This window comes from Streptomyces sp. NPDC047061, assembly GCF_040643955.1.
Taxonomy (GTDB): Bacteria; Actinomycetota; Actinomycetes; order Streptomycetales; family Streptomycetaceae; genus Streptomyces.
Genome location: NZ_JBEYVI010000008.1, coordinates 128397 through 144971 on the forward strand (window position 1 = coordinate 128397; position 16575 = coordinate 144971).

Here is a 16575-nt window from a genome sequence, read left to right on the forward strand (position 1 = left end):
GTACCGAACATCCGGGCCCGCGGCCGGTGCACGGCCGACGATCGAGTCACGACGCCCGCTCCCGCAACCGCGTCGCCACCCAGGCGCCGACGAGGGCCACCCCCGCCATCGGCAGGAAGACCACGGCGAAGGCCGCAGGATGCGAACCGGAGCCGGCCGCCCCCGTCATGCTGCCGCCGCCGAGGGACGCGAAGGCCGCGCCGGTCGCGGCGAGCAGGACGACGTTCGAGAGGGCGTCGGAGATCTGCAGGGCGGCGGAGTTGGCGCCGGCCTCCTGCGGGGCGGAGAGCCGCAGCATCAGCACGCTGGCCGAGGCGATCACCAGGCCCATCCCGAAGCAGCCGAAGCCCCAGGCGACGGCGACGGTCCACACCGGCACGCCGGGCACGAGCACCGTCGGCGCCGTGGCGATCGCCGCCGCCACCAGCACCATCCCCAGGGTCATCAGCCGCTCCCGGTACGGCTCCATGCGCGGCCGCGCCTGCACCCAGGAGCCCACCGCCCAGGTCACCCCGCCCGCGGCCAGCGAGAATCCGGCGAGGGTGGGGGACAGCCCCCGTTGGGTCACCAGCATCAGCGGCACGAAGGACTCGGCGGAGATGAAGGCGCCGGCCGCGACCCCGCGCAACAGGACGACGGAGGGCAGGCCTCGCGCCGCCCGGTACGTACCGCGGGGCAGCAGCCCGAGCACGGCGGGCACCAGCAGTGCACCACCCACCAGCCCGGGTATCACCGACAGCCACCGCAGATCCTGGGCCGCGTACTGCAGCAGCCCAGCACCGAGCGAGATACCGAAGGCGAGCCGGATCCGCCGCCGGTCGAAGGCTCCGGCTCCGGGCCCCCCGTCCGCCACGGGCCCTCCGGCCCGACGCCGTATCTGCGGCAGCGCGAGCGCCACCGGAAAAACCACGAGCACCGGAATCCCGAGGAACACCCACCGCCACCCGAGCTGCTCGGTCACCGCACCGGCGGCCAGCGGCCCGACGACGGACGGCACCACCCACCCCGCGGCGAACGCGGCCATGATCGCGGGCCGCAACCGCTCCGGGTAGACCCGCCCCACGACGACGTACAACGCGACGATGACCAGCCCGCCGCCGAACCCCTGCACGGCCCGCCCCGCGATGAACACCCACATGCTCTGCGCGGTCCCGGCCACCACCAGCCCGGCGGCGAAGGCCCCGATCCCCGTCGTCAGCGCCCCGAGCGGTCCCCTCCGGTCCGACCACTGCCCGGCCAGCACCATCCCGAACAGGCTGGTCGTGAAGTACCCGGAGAAGGCGAACGCGTACAGCGACACCCCGTCCAGCTCCCGCGCCGCGACGGGCATCGCCGTCCCGACGGCCGTCGCCTCGAAGGCGATCAGCAGCACGACGGACACGATCCCGACACTCAGCGCCCGGTACGACCGCCCCAGCACGCCCTGCTCGTCATCGACACTGTCGGCGGTCTCGTCTGCGACGACGGCGTCGCTCGGCTCAAGGGCGGTCATACCGACCACGGTAAGGCCCAATCCCCACTCTGACCCCTGTCGCAAGCCCCACCCCGCCTCCGACCTTGGTCGTACACCGTTCCTAATCAGTGAGCAGGAGTGAGTCTTGGACCCAGACCTGGTCGCTGCGGACACCCCGAACGGTTTTGGATGTCCTGGTTGCCCGCGTACTCGCCGCGTCCGGCGGCACGGATCGTGTCCGTGGTCCGGGGATACGGGGGCGGGGTCCCTCACGCCCGGGAGTACGCCGGCCGGCCTGGACGGTCCGATGCCCGTGCACATCGCTCTGGTGTGCACGGGGCGGTGCCGTCCGACGCCGGATCGGGTGCCCCAGGGCGCGCCTTCCGATCGCCACGGCAGCAGCGTCGTGGCGGGTGGTCTTCCTGTTCGTGCTGGTGAGGGGCTTCTGCCAGTGCTGGGCACCCCACCGGGAGGTGTAGGCCGGGTCGACGGCGATGACCGGGATGCCGAGTTCGGCCGCCATGCTGACCAGCCGGGCCCGCAGCCTGGCCACGGGCATGCCGGAGATGAGCCTGCGGAACCGCTTCTTGCGGCCGTGTCTCTCCCGGGTGGTCTCGGCGGTGAAGTCGAGGTCCTCGACGGCAACCGCGAGGCCGTGGCGCCTGGCCCAGTGCAGAAGCCGGATCAGCGCGTGCCTCGCCTGCGCGTCGCGGTGCTGAGTGGTGCCGGTGAGGTCGTAGCCGAAGCGGAGCGGTTCGCCGACCGGGTTGCCGTGTGCGTCGAGGCGCCAGGCGGCGAGGTGGTCGGCGTTGGTGTCGACTCCGACCAGACCGTTCGCGCGGGCCGCCTTCAGCGGGATCGTCTGGACGGGTGGGATGGTCCAGGAGGCGGTCAGGTACCAGCGGCTCCGGCCTGTGTCCTCATGGATGCGGTAGGCCACGGCCCGGTTCGCGGTGATCCGGTCGGCCCACTGCTCACCCCGGTACGCGAACGACACCTTGGCGGTGAGAACGTACCGGCCGTGCGGGGCGTTGGCCAGATGCGCCAGCGGCGCGGGGAGTTTGAGGGAGACCTCGCCGTCGGGGCTGACGCGGATGGTCTCGTTGCCGTAGCGTTTGCCGGACTCGCCGTCAGCCTGGAGGAACCGTCGTTCGGCCTGCCACCGCGTGCGCCACTGCTCCTCGCCAAGCCCGGCGGCGCCAAGGTGGTGGCGCGTGGTCAGCAGCCGTTTGCCGCCCCGCACCACGTGCACGACACCTGCCTGCCAGTCGGCCCGCACCGCCTGGAGCCGGTCTTCCAGGACGTGCAGACGGCGGGACTTGGCGAACCACTCCTTGCGCGAGCGGTAGCCACCCGGAACACCCCTGCCTCCCTTCTCGCCCAGGGGCAGGGACAGCCGGTGGCTGATCGTGCGTACCCCTGCCTGAAGGCTCTGGACATGCGCGAGCTGGCCGCGCCGGGCGAGCGCCCACTGGTCGTGGGTGGCCTTCGTGACCGACCCGGCCCAGCGCGAGGAGGACTCCCCGGTCAGGACACGCTTGCGCTGCGCCCACTGCTCGCTGTCGTGCTCCAGCCCGGCCGCGCACCTGGTCCTCAGATCACGGGAGGCGAGCGATGCGAGGTGGTCACCGACCAGGCCCAGCACCTTCTCGTCCTCGCCCATCAGGCCCTTGAGCCGGGCACGGACCGCAACCCCCGCAGGGCCGGGCACCACGAACGGCGCCGCCACCTCCCGCAGTCCCCCCACCCCTTCACCCCCGGTCCGGTGTCACAGAAATCCGTCATCACGTCCAACGACCACCACCGGCAAAGGTCACACATTCGATGCAAGAACTCCCGTTCCCCACCCAGAGCGCGCCCGCCAGTTGCCCGGAAGACTCACTCATGCACGCCAGAACGCGTTCAAGCACCGTCGATCGCGACCTGCTCACAACCCCCGGTCCCCCGGTTCATGAACGCCGTATGGCAGTCCCGTTGCAGCCCCGCCCGCCCCCTTGAGCCCCTCCCCCGCACCCCCGTACCTTCAGATCACCGACACGGCCGTGTGCCCGAGTGGTTTAGGGACTCGCCTGCAAAGCGAGTTACGTGGGTTCGATTCCCGCCACGGCCTCTGACTTCCTGACCAGGCAAAACGAAAGGGCGGCACCCCTCCGGGGGTGTCATCCTTTTGACCGCCCGTCTCAGCAGTCCAGGGGCTGCAGTGGCCGAGAAGCACCCTCCTGGGCAAACGCCTGAACGACGCGTTCGGCGCGACGCGCAGTCAGGCCGAGGTCAAAGCAGCCGTCGCCGAGGCTTACGCGTCATCCACGGATCGGCCGGTGCGCGAGTTCATTCCTGTACTGGTCGAGCGCCCGACGGGAGTCACACCCAACTGCCAGACGTCGCGACGGGGCGAACGTCGCCTGTCGGGGCACTAGTTGTGCAGAGTTACCACTACGCCGCTTCTCCCGTTTCTTCCGTGGTGTCCTCTCCTCCCATCGTCCCCGTCTTCCCCGTCCTCCCCGTCCCTCCCGGGCCGCCCGTCCGCTCCTCTTCTGCCCTGCGGGCCGGTGGCGCCGGGCGGACCGGGGGGACCGGTGCGGCCTGGCGGACCGGAAGGGCCCATCTCCAGGCCGTGCGTCTGGAGTTCGACGTTCCCTGTCCACATGTCGTCGATCTGCATTTGATGGGCGACGAGCGCGCCCCACTGCGCGACAAGCGCGACGATCAGGGCGGCACCAAGCACGAGGGGGCGCCGCTTGAGCAGTTTCTCTTTTACGTTTCCCACATTGTCCCTCACGCTGAGTGATGGAAGGGTGTAAATAGCAGGGAGTTGAGAAAGCTTCCCCCCTCGTCGCGCGCCCGCCCGGGAGCGGCCGTGAACGCCGTGAGCTTGTCGATCACCGCACGACGGCACTGGAGACTGCTCGACCAGAGGGCCGTCCTGCGGAAGTTGACGGAGGAAGGGCGACTCGCACCACTGGCGCACCAGATCCCGCGGGGAAACGGTGGAACGGCAGGGACCAAGAGACACGCGGACGCGTTCGCGACACGGGGCACGGGTTCAGTTTTGGATCTTGGTGACAGTGACGGCGGGCCTCGGAGTGGCAACAGCGTCCTTGCCGTCCTGGCCGTCCTCGCCGTCCTGGCCGTCCCTGCCCTGTTGGCCCTCCCGCCCGTTCCTCCCCTCCTGCCCGTTCCTGCCGTCCTGCCCGTTCCTTCCTTGAGGGCCGGCAGGGCCGGCGGGACCCGACGGGCCCGGCGGGCCGGAGGGACCGACTGCGTCGCCATGTACCTGGAGGTCGACGTGCTGCACCCGCAGACTGTCGATCTCCCCGGCCTGGGCGAGGAGCGCAATCGACTGCACGACGAGGGTGGTGATGAGCATCGCACGGAGCACAAGGGGGCGCGGGAGCCTACGCATACGCGTACGCAGCATTTCGTTTGTCCTTCTCACGTCATCTCTCACGCTGTGTGACGGCCAAAGTTTAAATGGCAAGACGCCGGAGAAGTGAAACTCCTCATCGCGTGTCCATTACGAGACAACCCCTCAGGAAGCCCGCCAAGAAGGCAGCCGGCGACTTCTCCGCAGTCGCGCGCGAACTGCTCGATAGCCGACCTCGGCCACCCGCCTTCAAAGCGACGTCATCAAGGCGAAGCCCGAGCGAGGGTGAGTGCGGCCCCAACGCGCGGCATACGCGCTCGTCTGCGGGGTACCGAATCCCATCCTTGACGTACCCATGGCGAACGTGGGGCTCAGTTGCGGCTCAGGGTGACGGTGACGGTAGGCCTCGGAGTGGCAAAAACGTCCTTGCCGTCCTTGCCGTTCTTTCCGTTCTTGCCGTTCCTGCCGGGTCTCCCGTTCTGTCCGGGCCTCCCATTCACGCCGTTCCTCCCGTCCTGCCCGTTCCTTCCTGCCGGGCCGGTAACGCCCGGCGGACCCGACGGGCCTGGCGGGCCGGAGGGGCCGGGTGCGACGCCTTGCGCCTGGAGGTCGACGTGCTGTACGCGCAGACTGTCGAGCTGCGCGTCCTGGACGATGAGCGCAATCGACTGCACGACGAGGGTGGTGATGAGCATCGCACGGAGCACAAGGGGGCGCGGGAGCCTACGCATACGCGTACGCAGCATTTCGTTTGTCCTTCTCACGTCATCTCTCACGCTGTGTGACGGCCAAAGTTTAAATGGCAAGACGCCGGAGAAGTGAAACTCCTCATCGCGTGTCCATTACGAGACAACCCCTCAGGAAGCCCGCCAAGAAGGCAGCCGGCGACTTCTCCGCAGTCGCGCGCGAACTGCTCGATAGCCGACCTCGGCCACCCGCCTTCAAAGCGAGTTACTCCGGTTCAATTCCGGTCACGGCCTCTACCTGCCTGACCTGCCTGACCTGACCAGGTAAAACGAAAGGGCGGCATCCCGGAAGGGGGGCCGCCCTCGTCGTTGTCCGGGTGGCTACGGCTGCCGGGGGCGGGGGTCGGCGTCGGCTGCGGCTGAGGCGTCGGCTTCGGGTGGGGATGGGGCGCGGTCTCGTCGGCGGGAAAGGCGTCCGGCGGCAAAGGGGTTGGCCGGCAGCCAGGCGTCCAGGTGCCGTCGGGCGTGCACGTGCAGCCGTGTCAGGAGTCGGAGGGCCTGGGCGGCCGGTGGTGGATCGGTGAGGTCGCCGGTCAGGGCCACTTCGACACCGCCGCTGAACCGGGCGGTGTAGTTGTACATGAAGCCGCACAGGCAGGCCAGAACGGTGCCCAGGAAGATCTCCAGCGCGACTACCCCGGTGGCGACGACCAGCGTCTCCCACGGCGTCGGCCAGTCGCCCGGGGCCACGATGTCCAGCAGCAGCGACGTGGCGAGCGCGGCGCCCAGGACGCACACACCCAGGCCCGTCAGGAAGAAGAAGCTCATCACGGTGACCGACCACGGGTTGGTCCCGGATATGCGCATGCGGGTGGGGCGGCGCGGTGGGCCGTGCGGGAAGGCGTGCTCACGGGGCGGCGCCGGCTGGGACGACCCGCGTTCGGGTGCCGTCGGAGTGGGCGCCGTCGGTGACGTCACCCTGTGGGACGAGATCCTCGGCACCGGCTTACGGGTCGTGCCGCGGGTCCTGCTGCGCTTGGTTCGGCTCATGTCCGCTCCCTGGCTGGTCCTCACCTGCGACGTTAGGTGGAGGCGTGCACCCCCGCATCCCCGGCGGTGACGGTGAGTGAGCGGGGAAGCGTCGCCGGCCCTGAGAGGCACGGTGACGGCCGATTCAGTCAGAGGGTCCGGTCAGTCGGACAGTCGGAGGATCCGGCCGTGGTCCCCGCTTGTCCCCCGTGCGAGCTACGGGCAGGTGTCCACTGCGTGGTGACGATCCCGGGGCGGCCGATCCGTAGCGTTCGGACCAGTCGCAGCGCCTGGGCTGCGGATCCTGTGAGGGAGTCATCATGAGGCTGGTCTGGCAGCTCCTGGCGGTCGCGGCGGTCGCCTTCGTCGGAGGGCAGGTTGTCGCCGCGGTGCAGGAGAACTGGTTCCTCACCCTGGTCCTCGGCCTGCTGACGGCCGTGGTCGCGGTGCTCGTCTACGGGTGGGTGGTACGGCGGACCGAGCACCGGCCGAGCGGCGAGGTGGGGCGGGCCGGTGCCCGGGCGGCGTTCGGGCGGGGGGTGGCCATAGGCGTGGTGACGTTCGCGTGCGTCATCGGGAACATTGCCTTCCTCGGGGACTACTCCGTCCACGGGGTGGGCTCGGTGGGGGGTGCGGTGGGGGTCGTCGGGTACATGGCCGCTGCCGCCGTGACGGAGGAACTGCTGTTCCGGGGCGTGCTGTTCCGGATCGTCGAGGAGCGCACCGGGACCTGGATCGCGCTGGTGTCGACCGGGGCGCTGTTCGGGATGATGCATCTGCTCAACAAGGACGCGACCGTGTGGGGCGCCCTCGCCATCGCGATCGAGGCCGGCGGCATGCTCGGCGCCGCGTACGCCGCCACCCGCACCCTCTGGCTGCCGATCGGCCTGCACTTCGGCTGGAACTTCGCCGAGTCCGGCATCTTCGGCACCGAGGTCTCCGGCAGCGGCGGAGCGCAGCGGGGGCTGCTGGACGCCACCACCTCGGGCTCGCAGCTGGTCACCGGCGGGCAGTTCGGGCCGGAGGCGAGTGTGTACTCGGTGGTGTTCGGGGTGCTGGTGACGGTCGCGTTCCTGTGGCTCGCCAAGCGGCGGGGGCATGTGGTGCCGCGTCGGCGCCGGGACGTCCCGGCCGGCTCCGTCGCTACACTGCCCCGGTGATCAGTCCTCGGCGGGCGCCCGGATGGTGGCACCGGCTCGATGTCATGGTCCGGGATCTTCCGCTCGGACTGCTGCTCCTGGCCGGGTCGTTCCTGCCGGCCCTGCACGGCAAGGGGACCCAGGTCGGGGAGTTGCCGACCCGGCCCTTCGACGCGCTGACCATCGCGGTGCTCGGCCTGGAGTGCCTGCCGCTGGCCGCGCGCCGGCGCCGACCGGCCGTCTCCCTCGCCCTGGTGTCCCTCGGCTTCGCCGTCGACCAGCTGCGCGGCTACCACTCGGTCGCGGGCACCGCGCTGCCGCTCGCCCTGATCAGCACCGGCGCCCATCTGGAACGGCACCGGCGGTCCGCCGCGCTCCTGTTCTCCGTCGCCTACGTGCCGTTGGCGGTGGCGCTGTACCGGCTGGGGTCGGGGGGCGAGACGGTGAGCGGGTTCGTGACGTTCTATCTGGCGCTGGTCCTCGCGTGGGGCGTCGGGGCGTGGCTGCGCTCCACCCGGGCCGCGGAGGCCGACCGCCGGCGGCGGGTCGCCGAGGACACCCGCACCGCCGAGCGCACCCGGATCGCCCGTGAGCTGCACGACGTGGTGACCCACCATGTGACGGCGATGGTCGTGCAGGCGGAGGCGGCCCGGTATCTGACCGCCGCGCCGGACCGCCTCGACCAGACGCTGACCGCCGTCACTGACACCGGACGGCGGGCCATCTCCGACCTGCGCCACCTGCTCGACCTGCTCAATCCCGACCACGGCACGGACACCGGTGGCGGTGGTACGGGGGGCAGGACACCGCCCGTCGGCCGGCTGCTCACGCTCGTGGAGCAGACGCGGCGGGCCGGGCAGCCGGTGGAGTTCACCGAGGAGGGCATGCCGACGGAGCCGACCGGCAGCGCCGACCTGGTGGCCTACCGGGTGGTGCAGGAGGCTCTGACGAACGCCCTCAAGTACGCCCATGGCAGCCGCACTTCGGTCCGGGTGCAGCACGGCGGGAAGGAGATCACCGTGGAGGTCGGCACGGACGGGTCCGGCCCGGCCCCGGCGTCCCTGGGCGGGAGCGGGCGGGGCCTGGCCGGTCTCCGGGAGCGCGTGGCCGTGCTGGGCGGCGAGTTCAGCGCCGGGCCCGCGGACGACGGCCGCTTCGTCGTCCGGGCCCGGATACCCGCGGGGAGCCCGGCATGACAGGCACGAGCAGCACGAACGGCACGAGCAGCACGAACGGCGTGACCGCCGGCGGCGGCGAGGCACCGGTCCGGGTCCTGGTCTGCGACGACCAGGTGCTGATCCGCACCGGCCTCGCGACGATCATCGACGCCCAGCCCGGCCTGGAGGTGGCGGGCGAGTGCGGGGACGGGCGGGCCGCGGTCGACCTCGCCGCCCGGCTGCGTCCGGACGTCGTCGTGATGGACGTCCGGATGCCGGTCCTCGACGGCATCGAGGCCACCCGGCTGCTCGCCGGTGCCGGGGTGCCGCATCCGGTGAAGGTGCTCGTGGTGACGACGTTCAACCTGGACGAGTACGTCTACGAGGCCCTGCGCGCGGGCGCCAGCGGCTTCCTGCTCAAGGACGCGCCGCCGGACCGCCTGCTGCACGGCATCCGGACCGTGGCCACGGGCGCGGCCCTGCTGGACCCCGAGGTGACCCGGCAGCTCGTGGGCCGCTACGCCGCCCGCATCCGCCCCGCGGACGGCGGCACCCCGCACGGCGTTCCGCTGACCCCGCGCGAGCTGGAGGTGCTGCGGCTGATCGCGGAGGGCCTCTCCAACGGTGAGATCGCCGCGGCCCTCGTGCTCAGCCCGGAGACCGTCAAGACCTTCGTGTCCCGCATCCTCGCCAAGCTGGGGCTGCGCGACCGCGTCCAGGCCGTCGTCTACGCCTACCGCCAGGGCCTGGTGACCTGACCCGCGACCCGCCCTGCCCCGGCCTCCGACCCAACCTGACCTGCCCCGCCACGGCCGCCGTTACAGCACCCCGCCGGCCTCGTCCTGGAACAGCTCCGTCCAGTAGTGCCAGTCGGCGTCCGTCGTGACGGGGGTGGGGTCGATGGCCGCGAGGGTGTGGAGCATGGTCGCGGCGAGCTGGTCGTAGGCCTCCGTGGTGAGTTCGTGGTTCAGGTGCTCGTCGATGGTGCGCTCGTGGTGCAGGAGCCAGAGGGTGTAGGCGAGCGTGGAGATGTCCGTGTTGAGGGGATAGAGGGTCGCCTCGGGTTCGGAGAAGTTGAGGATCGCGCCCGTGGTGCCGTCCACGACGAGGCTGTTGTCCTCGACCAGGTGGCCGAGGCGTATGAGCCGGTCGGCGTGGGGCGGGAGGTCGTCCAGGGGGAAGCCGCCCGGGTGGATGTCGGTGAAGTACTCCCAGAGGGTGGGGAGCGGGCCGTCCGGGTCGAGGTGGAAGAGGACCGCGTCCTCGGGGATGCCGGTCTCGCGCAGGAAGCGGCGGGTCGGCTCGTGGGTGAGCGTGGGCGGGAAGTCGACCTCCTCGAAGCGGGCCACCCGGCCCTGTCCGAACTCCTGGTCGAGGAGTCGGGCCGGCAGGTCGACGGCCAGCCCGGAGTCGGTGCCGGGGCCCGCGATCAGGCTGAGGGGGCGGATCAGGGCCGTCGCCTTCCAGTACGGCGGGACGCGGCCGGCGGTGCCCTCCTCGAAGAGCTCCAGGAGCTTGCGGGAGGCCTCGGTCGCCGCCTTCGTGCCGTACGTCCCGGCGAGGGAGGCGAAACGGCCGCGCAGGCCCGTCAGTTCCTCGGTGACCGCCGCGAAGCGCAGCAGCGTCTCCAGCGAGGGCGCCAGCGGGCGCGGGTCGGTGGGGTCGACCAGGTAGGCCGTGGAGATCTCGCCGGTGCCGCCGTCGAGGAGGATCGACTCCGGGTCCAGGCCGGCCGGGGCCAGCAGTTCCCCTATCACCAGGCGGTCCCGGAGCTCCTCCGCGAGCCGGGAGGGGCCGTCCGTGACGTCCGCCAGTGTGCGCAGGCCGACCGTGCGCAGCGGCTCGAACGTCAGCAGGCCGCCGCTGTCGGGCAGTCCGGGGCCGGCGAGCCGGCTGCGGGTGGGTTCGTGCGTGATGTAGCGGTCCAGTTCTGCCTCGGTCAGCGTGATCGCCGTCGCACCGCTGCCGGTCGTGCTGATCGTGCTCATCGCTGCCCCCGCGATCAATGTGTTCAAGTCGTGCAAATAGCAAGTAGTAAGTAGCAAGAAGGTCGAGTCGAGTGGTGCGTGGTGCGTCCTGCGTCGAAGTCAGCGGGGCATGGCGGGCCGTCCGGGCTTCCCCTCCGGAACGGTCGTCCCCACTGCCCAGAACACTACGCCGCGGCACTGACAACGCCCCGCAGAAGAGACGTCAGAGGACCCTCGCCCGTTCCGTCCCGGTGAGAATCGCTTCCACCGTCTGTTCCACGGTCAGCTCCGAGGTGTCCAGCCACAGCCCCAACGGCTCGGTGCGCAGGCGCAGTTCCGCGTCCAGATCGGCGACCGTCCACGCGGGCCCGTATCCGGTCTTCGGACGTGCCGCGTCCCTCGCCGCCACCGCCTCGGGGCTCGGGGCCAGGACGACGACGTGCAGCGGGCGGGTGCGGATCCGGCCGACGTACGACGTCAGCTCCGGGCCCAGCAGCACGTCCTGGACGATCGCGGTGAACCCGGCCTCGGCGTACGCGTCCGCCGTCGCGGCCGACAGGCGGTACCGGAGGTGCAGCTGGGCCGTGGCCTCCTCGGCGGCGTCGGGGGTGTAGTCCTGCCGCCCCGAGACGATCATCCGGCGGAAGACGTCGCCGCGGACGTGCGCGGCGCGCGGCAACCGCTCGGCCAGCGCCTGGGCCACCGTCGACTTGCCGGACGCCATCACCCCCGCGATCACCACGACCCCGGAGAGGCTCACAGACCCGTGACCACCGCCGCCTGCGGGCGGATCGGGAGGCGGTTGACGGGGCGGCCGGTGGCGGCGCGGACGGCCGAGGCGATGGCCGCCGGGGATGTCACCACCGGCACCGCGCTGACCGACTTGGCGCCGAAGGGGGCGACCACGTCCCGCTCCTCCACGAGCTTGACGATCCGGATGTCGGGGGCGTCGAGGGCGGTCGGCAGGGCGTATCCGGTGAGGTCGGGGTGGCGGATCAGCCCGCGCGGGGTGCGCAGGTTCTCCGTCAGGGCGATGCCCACGCCCTGCGTGACGCCCGCCTCGATACGGGCGTTGAGCTGCGCCGGGTTGAGGATCCGGCCGACGTCCTGGGCGACGGCGAGCTCCACGACGCGGACCGAGCCGAGTTCGATGTCCACGTCGACGACCGCGCGGATCGCGCAGAAGGCGAGGCCGACGAAGGCGTCGCCCTGGCCCTCGGCGTTCAGCGGCTCGGTCGGATGCGGGCGGCACTGGGCGGTGGCCCACAGCTCCTTGCCGTCCAGCGCCTCGGTCACGGTGGTCGACAGGACGCCGTCGTACGACGTGATCTTCCCGTCGGTGATCTGGAGCAGCTCGGTGGACATGCCGAACTTGTGGGCGAGGGGCTGCAGAAGCTGGGTGCGGACCATCTTGGCCGCGCGTTCGACGGCGCCGCCGGAGACCCAGGTGTGGCGGCCCCGGCAGCCCGGGCCCGCCGGGGGCTGGTCGGTGTCGACGGGGGCCACGTGGACCTCGTCGATGCCGAGGGTGTCCTGGACGATCTGGCGGGCCAGCGTGGTGAAGCCCTGGCCGGTCTCCACGGCCGCGCAGAGCACGGTCGCGATGCCGTCGTGGACCTTGACGGTGGCCGTCGAGACCTCGTCGGCGCCCTCCGCGCCGAGCATGTGCACCATGCCGAGGCCGTAGCCGACGCCCCGGCGCACCGCGCCCGGCTCGCCCGCGCCCTCGGGGCCGCCGGGCAGCAGCCACTCGTCCTCGGGGGTGTCCTTGGGCAGCGCGGGGAGCGGGAAGTCCTGTACCGCCTGGAGGAGTTCGGCGACCGGTGCCGGGCAGGTCACGGTCTGGCCGATGGGCAGGACGTCGCCGGTCGCGAGGGCGTTGCGCAGGCGGATCTCGGCCGGGTCGAGGCCGAGCTTCTTCGCCAGCTTGTCCATCTGCGCCTCGTAGGCGGCGCACACCTGCATGGCGCCCTCGCCGCGGACGTGGCCGGAGGGCGGGTTGTTGGTGCGGACGGCCCAGCCCTCGATGAAGGCGTTCGGGACGACGTAGGGGCCGCAGGCGAAGGAGACGGCCGCGGCCAGGGACTCGGCGGAGGTGTCGGCGTAGGCGCCCGCGTCGAGCAGGATCTGCGCCTCGACCTTGACCAGCTTGCCCTCGGCGTCGGCGTGGTGCCGGTAGCGGAGCAGGGTGGGGTGGCGGTGGGCGTGGCCGAGGAAGGACTCCTCGCGGGTCGCCGTGAGCTTGACCGGGCAGCCGGTCTTCAGGGCGAGCAGGCCGAGCGGGAGCTGGAAGCCCTGGTCCTCGCGGTCGGCGGTCGCGCCCGGCACGCCGGTGACGACGATCTTCACCTGTTCGAGGGACAGGCCGTAGCAGGCGGCGGCCGTGTTGCGGTCGGTGTGCGGGTCGGTGGAGGCCAGGTACAGCTCGACCCCGCCGTCGGGGCGGGGCACGGCGAGTCCGGCCTCGGCGCCGATGGGGGCGGGGTCGGCGCGGCCGATGCGGTACTGGCCCTCGACGACGATCTCGCCGGTCGCGTCCGGGTCGCCGTGCTGGAGCGGGATGTGCCGGATCAGGTTGCCATCGGGGTGCAGCGGCTCGGCCTCGAAGGACTGCTCGGGGTCGATGACCGGGTCGAGCATCTCGTACTCGACGATGACGGCGGCGGCGGCCATCCGGGCCGTGTCCGGGTGGTCGGCGGCGACGGCCGCGATGGGCTCGCCGTGGTGCCGTACGACCTCGGAGGCGAAGACCGGGCGGTCCGGGGTGCCGCGGCCGTGGCGGGGGGTGCCGGGGACGTCCTCGTGGGTGATCACGGCCCGTACGCCGGGCATCTCGCGCGCGTGGCTGGTGTCGATGGACACGATGCGCGCGTGCGGGTGCGGGGAGCGCAGCACGGCCGCCCAGAGCAGGCCCTCGGCCCACAGGTCGGCCGCGTACGGGAAGGTGCCCTCGGTCTTCGCGCCCGCGTCGGCGGCGGGCAGCGACACGCCGAGGCCGTGCGGCAGCGGCTCGGGAGCGGGGACGGGGGTCTCCGCGGCCGTGGTCGTGGTGACGGTCTCGTTGGTCACGCCTGGCCTCCGTCCGGGCCGTAGGGCTGGTCGTCGTAGCTCTGGCTCTGGTCGTCGAACGACTGGTTGCCGCCGAACGTCCGGTTCCCGCCGAACGTCTGGTCGCCGCCGAACGACTGGTCGCCGCCGAAGGACTGGTTCCCGCCGTACGACTGGTCGCCGCCGAACGTCTGGTTGCCACCGTACGACTGGTCGTACGACTGCTCGTGCGGGATCTGGATTCCGGCCCCGAAGGTGCCCGGGGAGTCGAACGCCGACGCGTTGACGCCGCCGGCGCCCGGTCCCGCCTGATGCGGAATACGGGCCTCGTCGCCGTCCGTCTCAGCGTCGGCGGCGGCGTGTGCCTCGCGTTCGGCGACGACCTCGTTGACGGCGTCCAGGACGCCCCGGTAGCCGGAGCAGCGGCAGAGGTTGCCGCACAGGGCCTGGCGGGTCTCCAGCTCGGAGGGGGCCGGGTTGCCCTCCAGCAGGTCGTGGACGGTCATCGCCATGCCGGGGACGCAGAAGCCGCACTGGACGGCTCCGCAGCGGGCGAGGGCGCGTTGCACGTCCGAGGGGCGGCCGTCCTGGGCCAGGCCCTCGACCGTGCGGACCTCGCTGCCGGCCGCGGTGACCGCGGGGACCAGGCAGGAGGCGACCAGGCGGCCGTCGACCTGGACGTTGCAGGCGCCGCACTCGCCCTGCGAGCAGCCGTCCTTGGCGCCGGCGAGGCCGAGGCGTTCGCGCAGGACGTAGAGCAGGGACTCGCCGATCCAGGCGTCGGTGACGGGGCGGTCGGCGCCGTTGACGCGCAGGACGTAGGAGGCGAGGGGGTGGTCGTCGACCGCCTCGGCTTCGCCTTCGGCGTGTTCTTTCCCGGCCGCACCGCCCGTGCCGCTTTCGTCGTCGGGTGCGGGTGGCCCCGGTGGGGCGGACTCGCCGTCGGCGGCCTGCGGATCGTGGGCGGGGTCTCCGCCGGCGGCGTGGGGCGCGTCGGCTCCGTCGGCATCAGGCGACTCGCGGATTGCCCGCAGTTCGCCGGTATCGCCCGCTTCGCCCCCTTCGTCCCTCGCCGGCACGTCGGCCACAGGGGGCGCACCGGCGGCCCCGGGGGCGAGACCAGGGGCCCGCGTGTCGCCGTGGCCCGCACGGGGCTCAGCGGGCGATCCAGGGGCCCCCACGGGGTGTTCCCACGCCGGGGGCTCGGTCGCCCACGGTGCGGACGCGCCGCCCGGCAGGGTGGCCGGCGGCGTGCCGCCCCACTGCTCCATGAGCGCGGATGTGGTGAACTCGCCCGATTCGTCCGGAGCGTCGCCGGTCGCGACCGGGATCGACCACTGGCCGGTCACATCGTGACCGGGCGCGGGCGGCGGTTCCTCGTACGTCCACTGCTGGGTCGAGGCCGGGTTGTACGTGAACCGGTCGTCGGCGGGCCGCTCCTGGGGGACCGCGTTCGGGTCGGGCCACCGGGTGCCGTCGGCCGGCGCGCCCCAGGTCTCGGTGCCGGGCGCGGCCGCTATCTGCGGCGGCACATAGCCGTGTCCGGGCGCGGCCAGGGGACTGTCGGCGGACAGCAGGGCCTCGATGCCGCCTTCGGGGAGCTTCACGAAGGCGGTCGCGCCGTCGTCGTAGTCCCCCTGGGGCAGCGGGTTCCAGCGGCCGCCGCCGGAGGGGGCGCCCTCTCCATGCTGGTCGTCGGTCATGACAGCGCCCTCCCCAGTGCTCGTCGGGCCAGCGCGGCGACGGTGCGCCGCAGGTGCAGTACGGCGGGCGGAAGCGCCGGCACCGAACCGTCGGGCTCGGGGGCCGGGTCCGGGATGCAGGCGGCCGCGACGTACTCGCCGAAGGCGGCCAGCGCCTCCGGGACGAGCGCGCGGTCGTTGTCCCAGTCGATCAGCCGGGCCACCCACTGCTCGGCGTCCAGGGGCCGGAGCGGCATCGGCGCTATGGCGCCGACGGCGCATCTGACGCCGCGCCGCGCGGGGTCGAGGACGAGCGCCACGGAGGCCACCGAGCGGCCAGGGCCGGTGCGGCCGGTCGCCTTCAGGAAGACCTGCGGGGCGTGCAGCAGCGGCACCCGCACGAAGCCGATCAGCTCGCCCGCGCGGAGCATCTCCACGCCGGCCAGCAGGTGCGACACCGGGATCTCCCGGCGGGAGCCGCCCGGTCCCGCGATGACGAGCGTCGCCTCCAGGGCGGCGAGCACCGGCAGCGCGTCGCCGGTGGGCGCGGCCGTGGCGATGTTGCCGCCCAGGGTGCCGGCGTTGCGGATGTGCGGCGGACCGGCGGCCCGCGCGGCGGCGGCGAGCGCCGGGATCAGGGCCGCGAAGTCGGGTCGGCCCATGCGCGCGTGCGTGAGGCCGGCGCCGAGCAGTGCGTTGCCGTCCTGGTACTGCCAGCCGCGGATCTCGCTGATCCGGCCGAGGCCGACCAGGGCGGCGGGCCTGAGCTGTCCGGAGTTGACGGCGGCCATGAGGTCGGTGCCGCCCGCGACGGGGACGGCGGCGGGCATGGCGGTGAGGGCCGCCACTGCCTCGTTCAGCGTCGTGGGCAGCGTGACGGACTGCGCCGCCTGCGGTACGTGCGTGGTCAAAACCGGCTGCCCCTTCCCGCTGCCCCACCTGGTCCCACCTGTGTGGCCGTACGGTACGTGCTCACAGGGCGGACGTGGCAACTCTGGCACATCTTCGCAAGCCTCGAACGCACGGGTCCGCTAGGAGGCATTCGCCCAC

Annotated in this window: 15 protein-coding genes and 1 tRNA gene; 6 read left to right on the top strand and 10 right to left on the bottom strand. The window is 72.3% G+C overall.

The window, feature by feature from the left end; all coding sequences use genetic code 11:
* Positions 1-46 precede the first annotated feature (46 nt).
* Entirely contained in the window at positions 47-1492 is a 1446-nt protein-coding gene (locus ABZ887_RS15195) for an MFS transporter (RefSeq protein ID WP_361288391.1), read from the bottom strand.
* Positions 1493-1574: 82 nt separating this feature from the next.
* Entirely contained in the window at positions 1575-3200 is a 1626-nt protein-coding gene (locus tag ABZ887_RS15200) for an IS200/IS605 family accessory protein TnpB-related protein (RefSeq protein ID WP_361288394.1), read from the bottom strand.
* A gap of 291 nt (positions 3201-3491) precedes the next feature.
* On the opposite strand from ABZ887_RS15200, the gene ABZ887_RS15205 reads away from it, so the two are divergent.
* The 3 genes from ABZ887_RS15205 (at position 3492) to ABZ887_RS15215 (ending at position 4241) form a co-directional block, all read left to right on the top strand.
* Positions 3492-3563, top strand: a tRNA-Cys gene (locus ABZ887_RS15205).
* 121 nt (positions 3564-3684) lie between these two features.
* Positions 3685-3870 carry a three-helix bundle dimerization domain-containing protein gene (locus ABZ887_RS15210; protein ID WP_361288664.1) on the top strand — a complete coding sequence of 62 codons (186 nt, stop codon included), beginning with the start codon at positions 3685-3687 and terminating at the stop codon, positions 3868-3870.
* A 197-nt stretch (positions 3871-4067) separates the two neighbouring features.
* Positions 4068-4241, top strand: a complete 174-nt coding sequence (locus ABZ887_RS15215; protein ID WP_361288398.1) for a hypothetical protein — start codon at positions 4068-4070, stop codon at positions 4239-4241.
* A 255-nt stretch (positions 4242-4496) separates the two neighbouring features.
* Here the strand turns inward: ABZ887_RS15215 and ABZ887_RS15220 are convergent, their stop codons facing one another.
* The 3 genes from ABZ887_RS15220 to ABZ887_RS15230 all read right to left on the bottom strand — a co-directional run bounded on the left by ABZ887_RS15220 (position 4497) and on the right by ABZ887_RS15230 (position 6553).
* Positions 4497-4820 (bottom strand): hypothetical protein, encoded by a 324-nt coding sequence (locus ABZ887_RS15220; RefSeq protein ID WP_361288401.1) that lies wholly within the window; start codon positions 4818-4820, stop codon positions 4497-4499.
* Between the two features lie 368 nt (positions 4821-5188).
* On the bottom strand, positions 5189-5512 hold the full coding sequence (locus ABZ887_RS15225) for a hypothetical protein (RefSeq protein ID WP_361288404.1): 324 nt from the start codon (positions 5510-5512) through the stop codon (positions 5189-5191).
* Between the two features lie 372 nt (positions 5513-5884).
* Positions 5885-6553: a DUF3566 domain-containing protein gene (locus ABZ887_RS15230; protein ID WP_361288407.1), complete on the bottom strand. Its 669-nt coding sequence runs from the start codon at positions 6551-6553 to the stop codon at positions 5885-5887.
* Positions 6554-6852: 299 nt separating this feature from the next.
* Between ABZ887_RS15230 and ABZ887_RS15235 the strand changes: the two genes are divergently transcribed.
* From ABZ887_RS15235 to ABZ887_RS15245, 3 genes are read left to right on the top strand one after another with little or no spacing between them, the layout of a single operon-like run.
* Complete coding sequence (locus tag ABZ887_RS15235; protein ID WP_361288410.1) at positions 6853-7692, top strand: type II CAAX endopeptidase family protein; 840 nt, start codon at positions 6853-6855, stop codon at positions 7690-7692.
* Positions 7693-7736: 44 nt separating this feature from the next.
* On the top strand, positions 7737-8867 hold the full coding sequence (locus ABZ887_RS15240; protein ID WP_361288667.1) for a histidine kinase: 1131 nt from the start codon (positions 7737-7739) through the stop codon (positions 8865-8867).
* Complete coding sequence (locus ABZ887_RS15245) at positions 8864-9586, top strand: response regulator transcription factor (protein WP_361288413.1); 723 nt, start codon at positions 8864-8866, stop codon at positions 9584-9586. Before ABZ887_RS15240 ends, ABZ887_RS15245 begins: the two co-directional genes overlap by 4 nt.
* A 60-nt stretch (positions 9587-9646) precedes the next feature.
* On the opposite strand, the gene ABZ887_RS15250 is transcribed toward ABZ887_RS15245, so the two are convergent.
* From ABZ887_RS15250 to ABZ887_RS15270, 5 genes are all read right to left on the bottom strand, one after another.
* Positions 9647-10816: an SUKH-4 family immunity protein gene (locus ABZ887_RS15250; protein ID WP_361288416.1), complete on the bottom strand. Its 1170-nt coding sequence runs from the start codon at positions 10814-10816 to the stop codon at positions 9647-9649.
* Positions 10817-11018: 202 nt separating this feature from the next.
* On the bottom strand, positions 11019-11555 hold the full coding sequence (locus ABZ887_RS15255; RefSeq protein ID WP_361288419.1) for an AAA family ATPase: 537 nt from the start codon (positions 11553-11555) through the stop codon (positions 11019-11021).
* Positions 11552-13864 (bottom strand): molybdopterin cofactor-binding domain-containing protein, encoded by a 2313-nt coding sequence (locus ABZ887_RS15260; protein WP_361288422.1) that lies wholly within the window; start codon positions 13862-13864, stop codon positions 11552-11554. Before ABZ887_RS15260 ends, ABZ887_RS15255 begins: the two co-directional genes overlap by 4 nt.
* Positions 13861-15546 (bottom strand): 2Fe-2S iron-sulfur cluster-binding protein, encoded by a 1686-nt coding sequence (locus tag ABZ887_RS15265; protein WP_361288425.1) that lies wholly within the window; start codon positions 15544-15546, stop codon positions 13861-13863. The genes ABZ887_RS15260 and ABZ887_RS15265 overlap by 4 nt, the downstream gene beginning before the upstream one ends.
* Positions 15543-16436: an FAD binding domain-containing protein gene (locus ABZ887_RS15270; RefSeq protein ID WP_361288428.1), complete on the bottom strand. Its 894-nt coding sequence runs from the start codon at positions 16434-16436 to the stop codon at positions 15543-15545. Before ABZ887_RS15270 ends, ABZ887_RS15265 begins: the two co-directional genes overlap by 4 nt.
* Between the last annotated feature and the right edge of the window lie 139 nt (positions 16437-16575).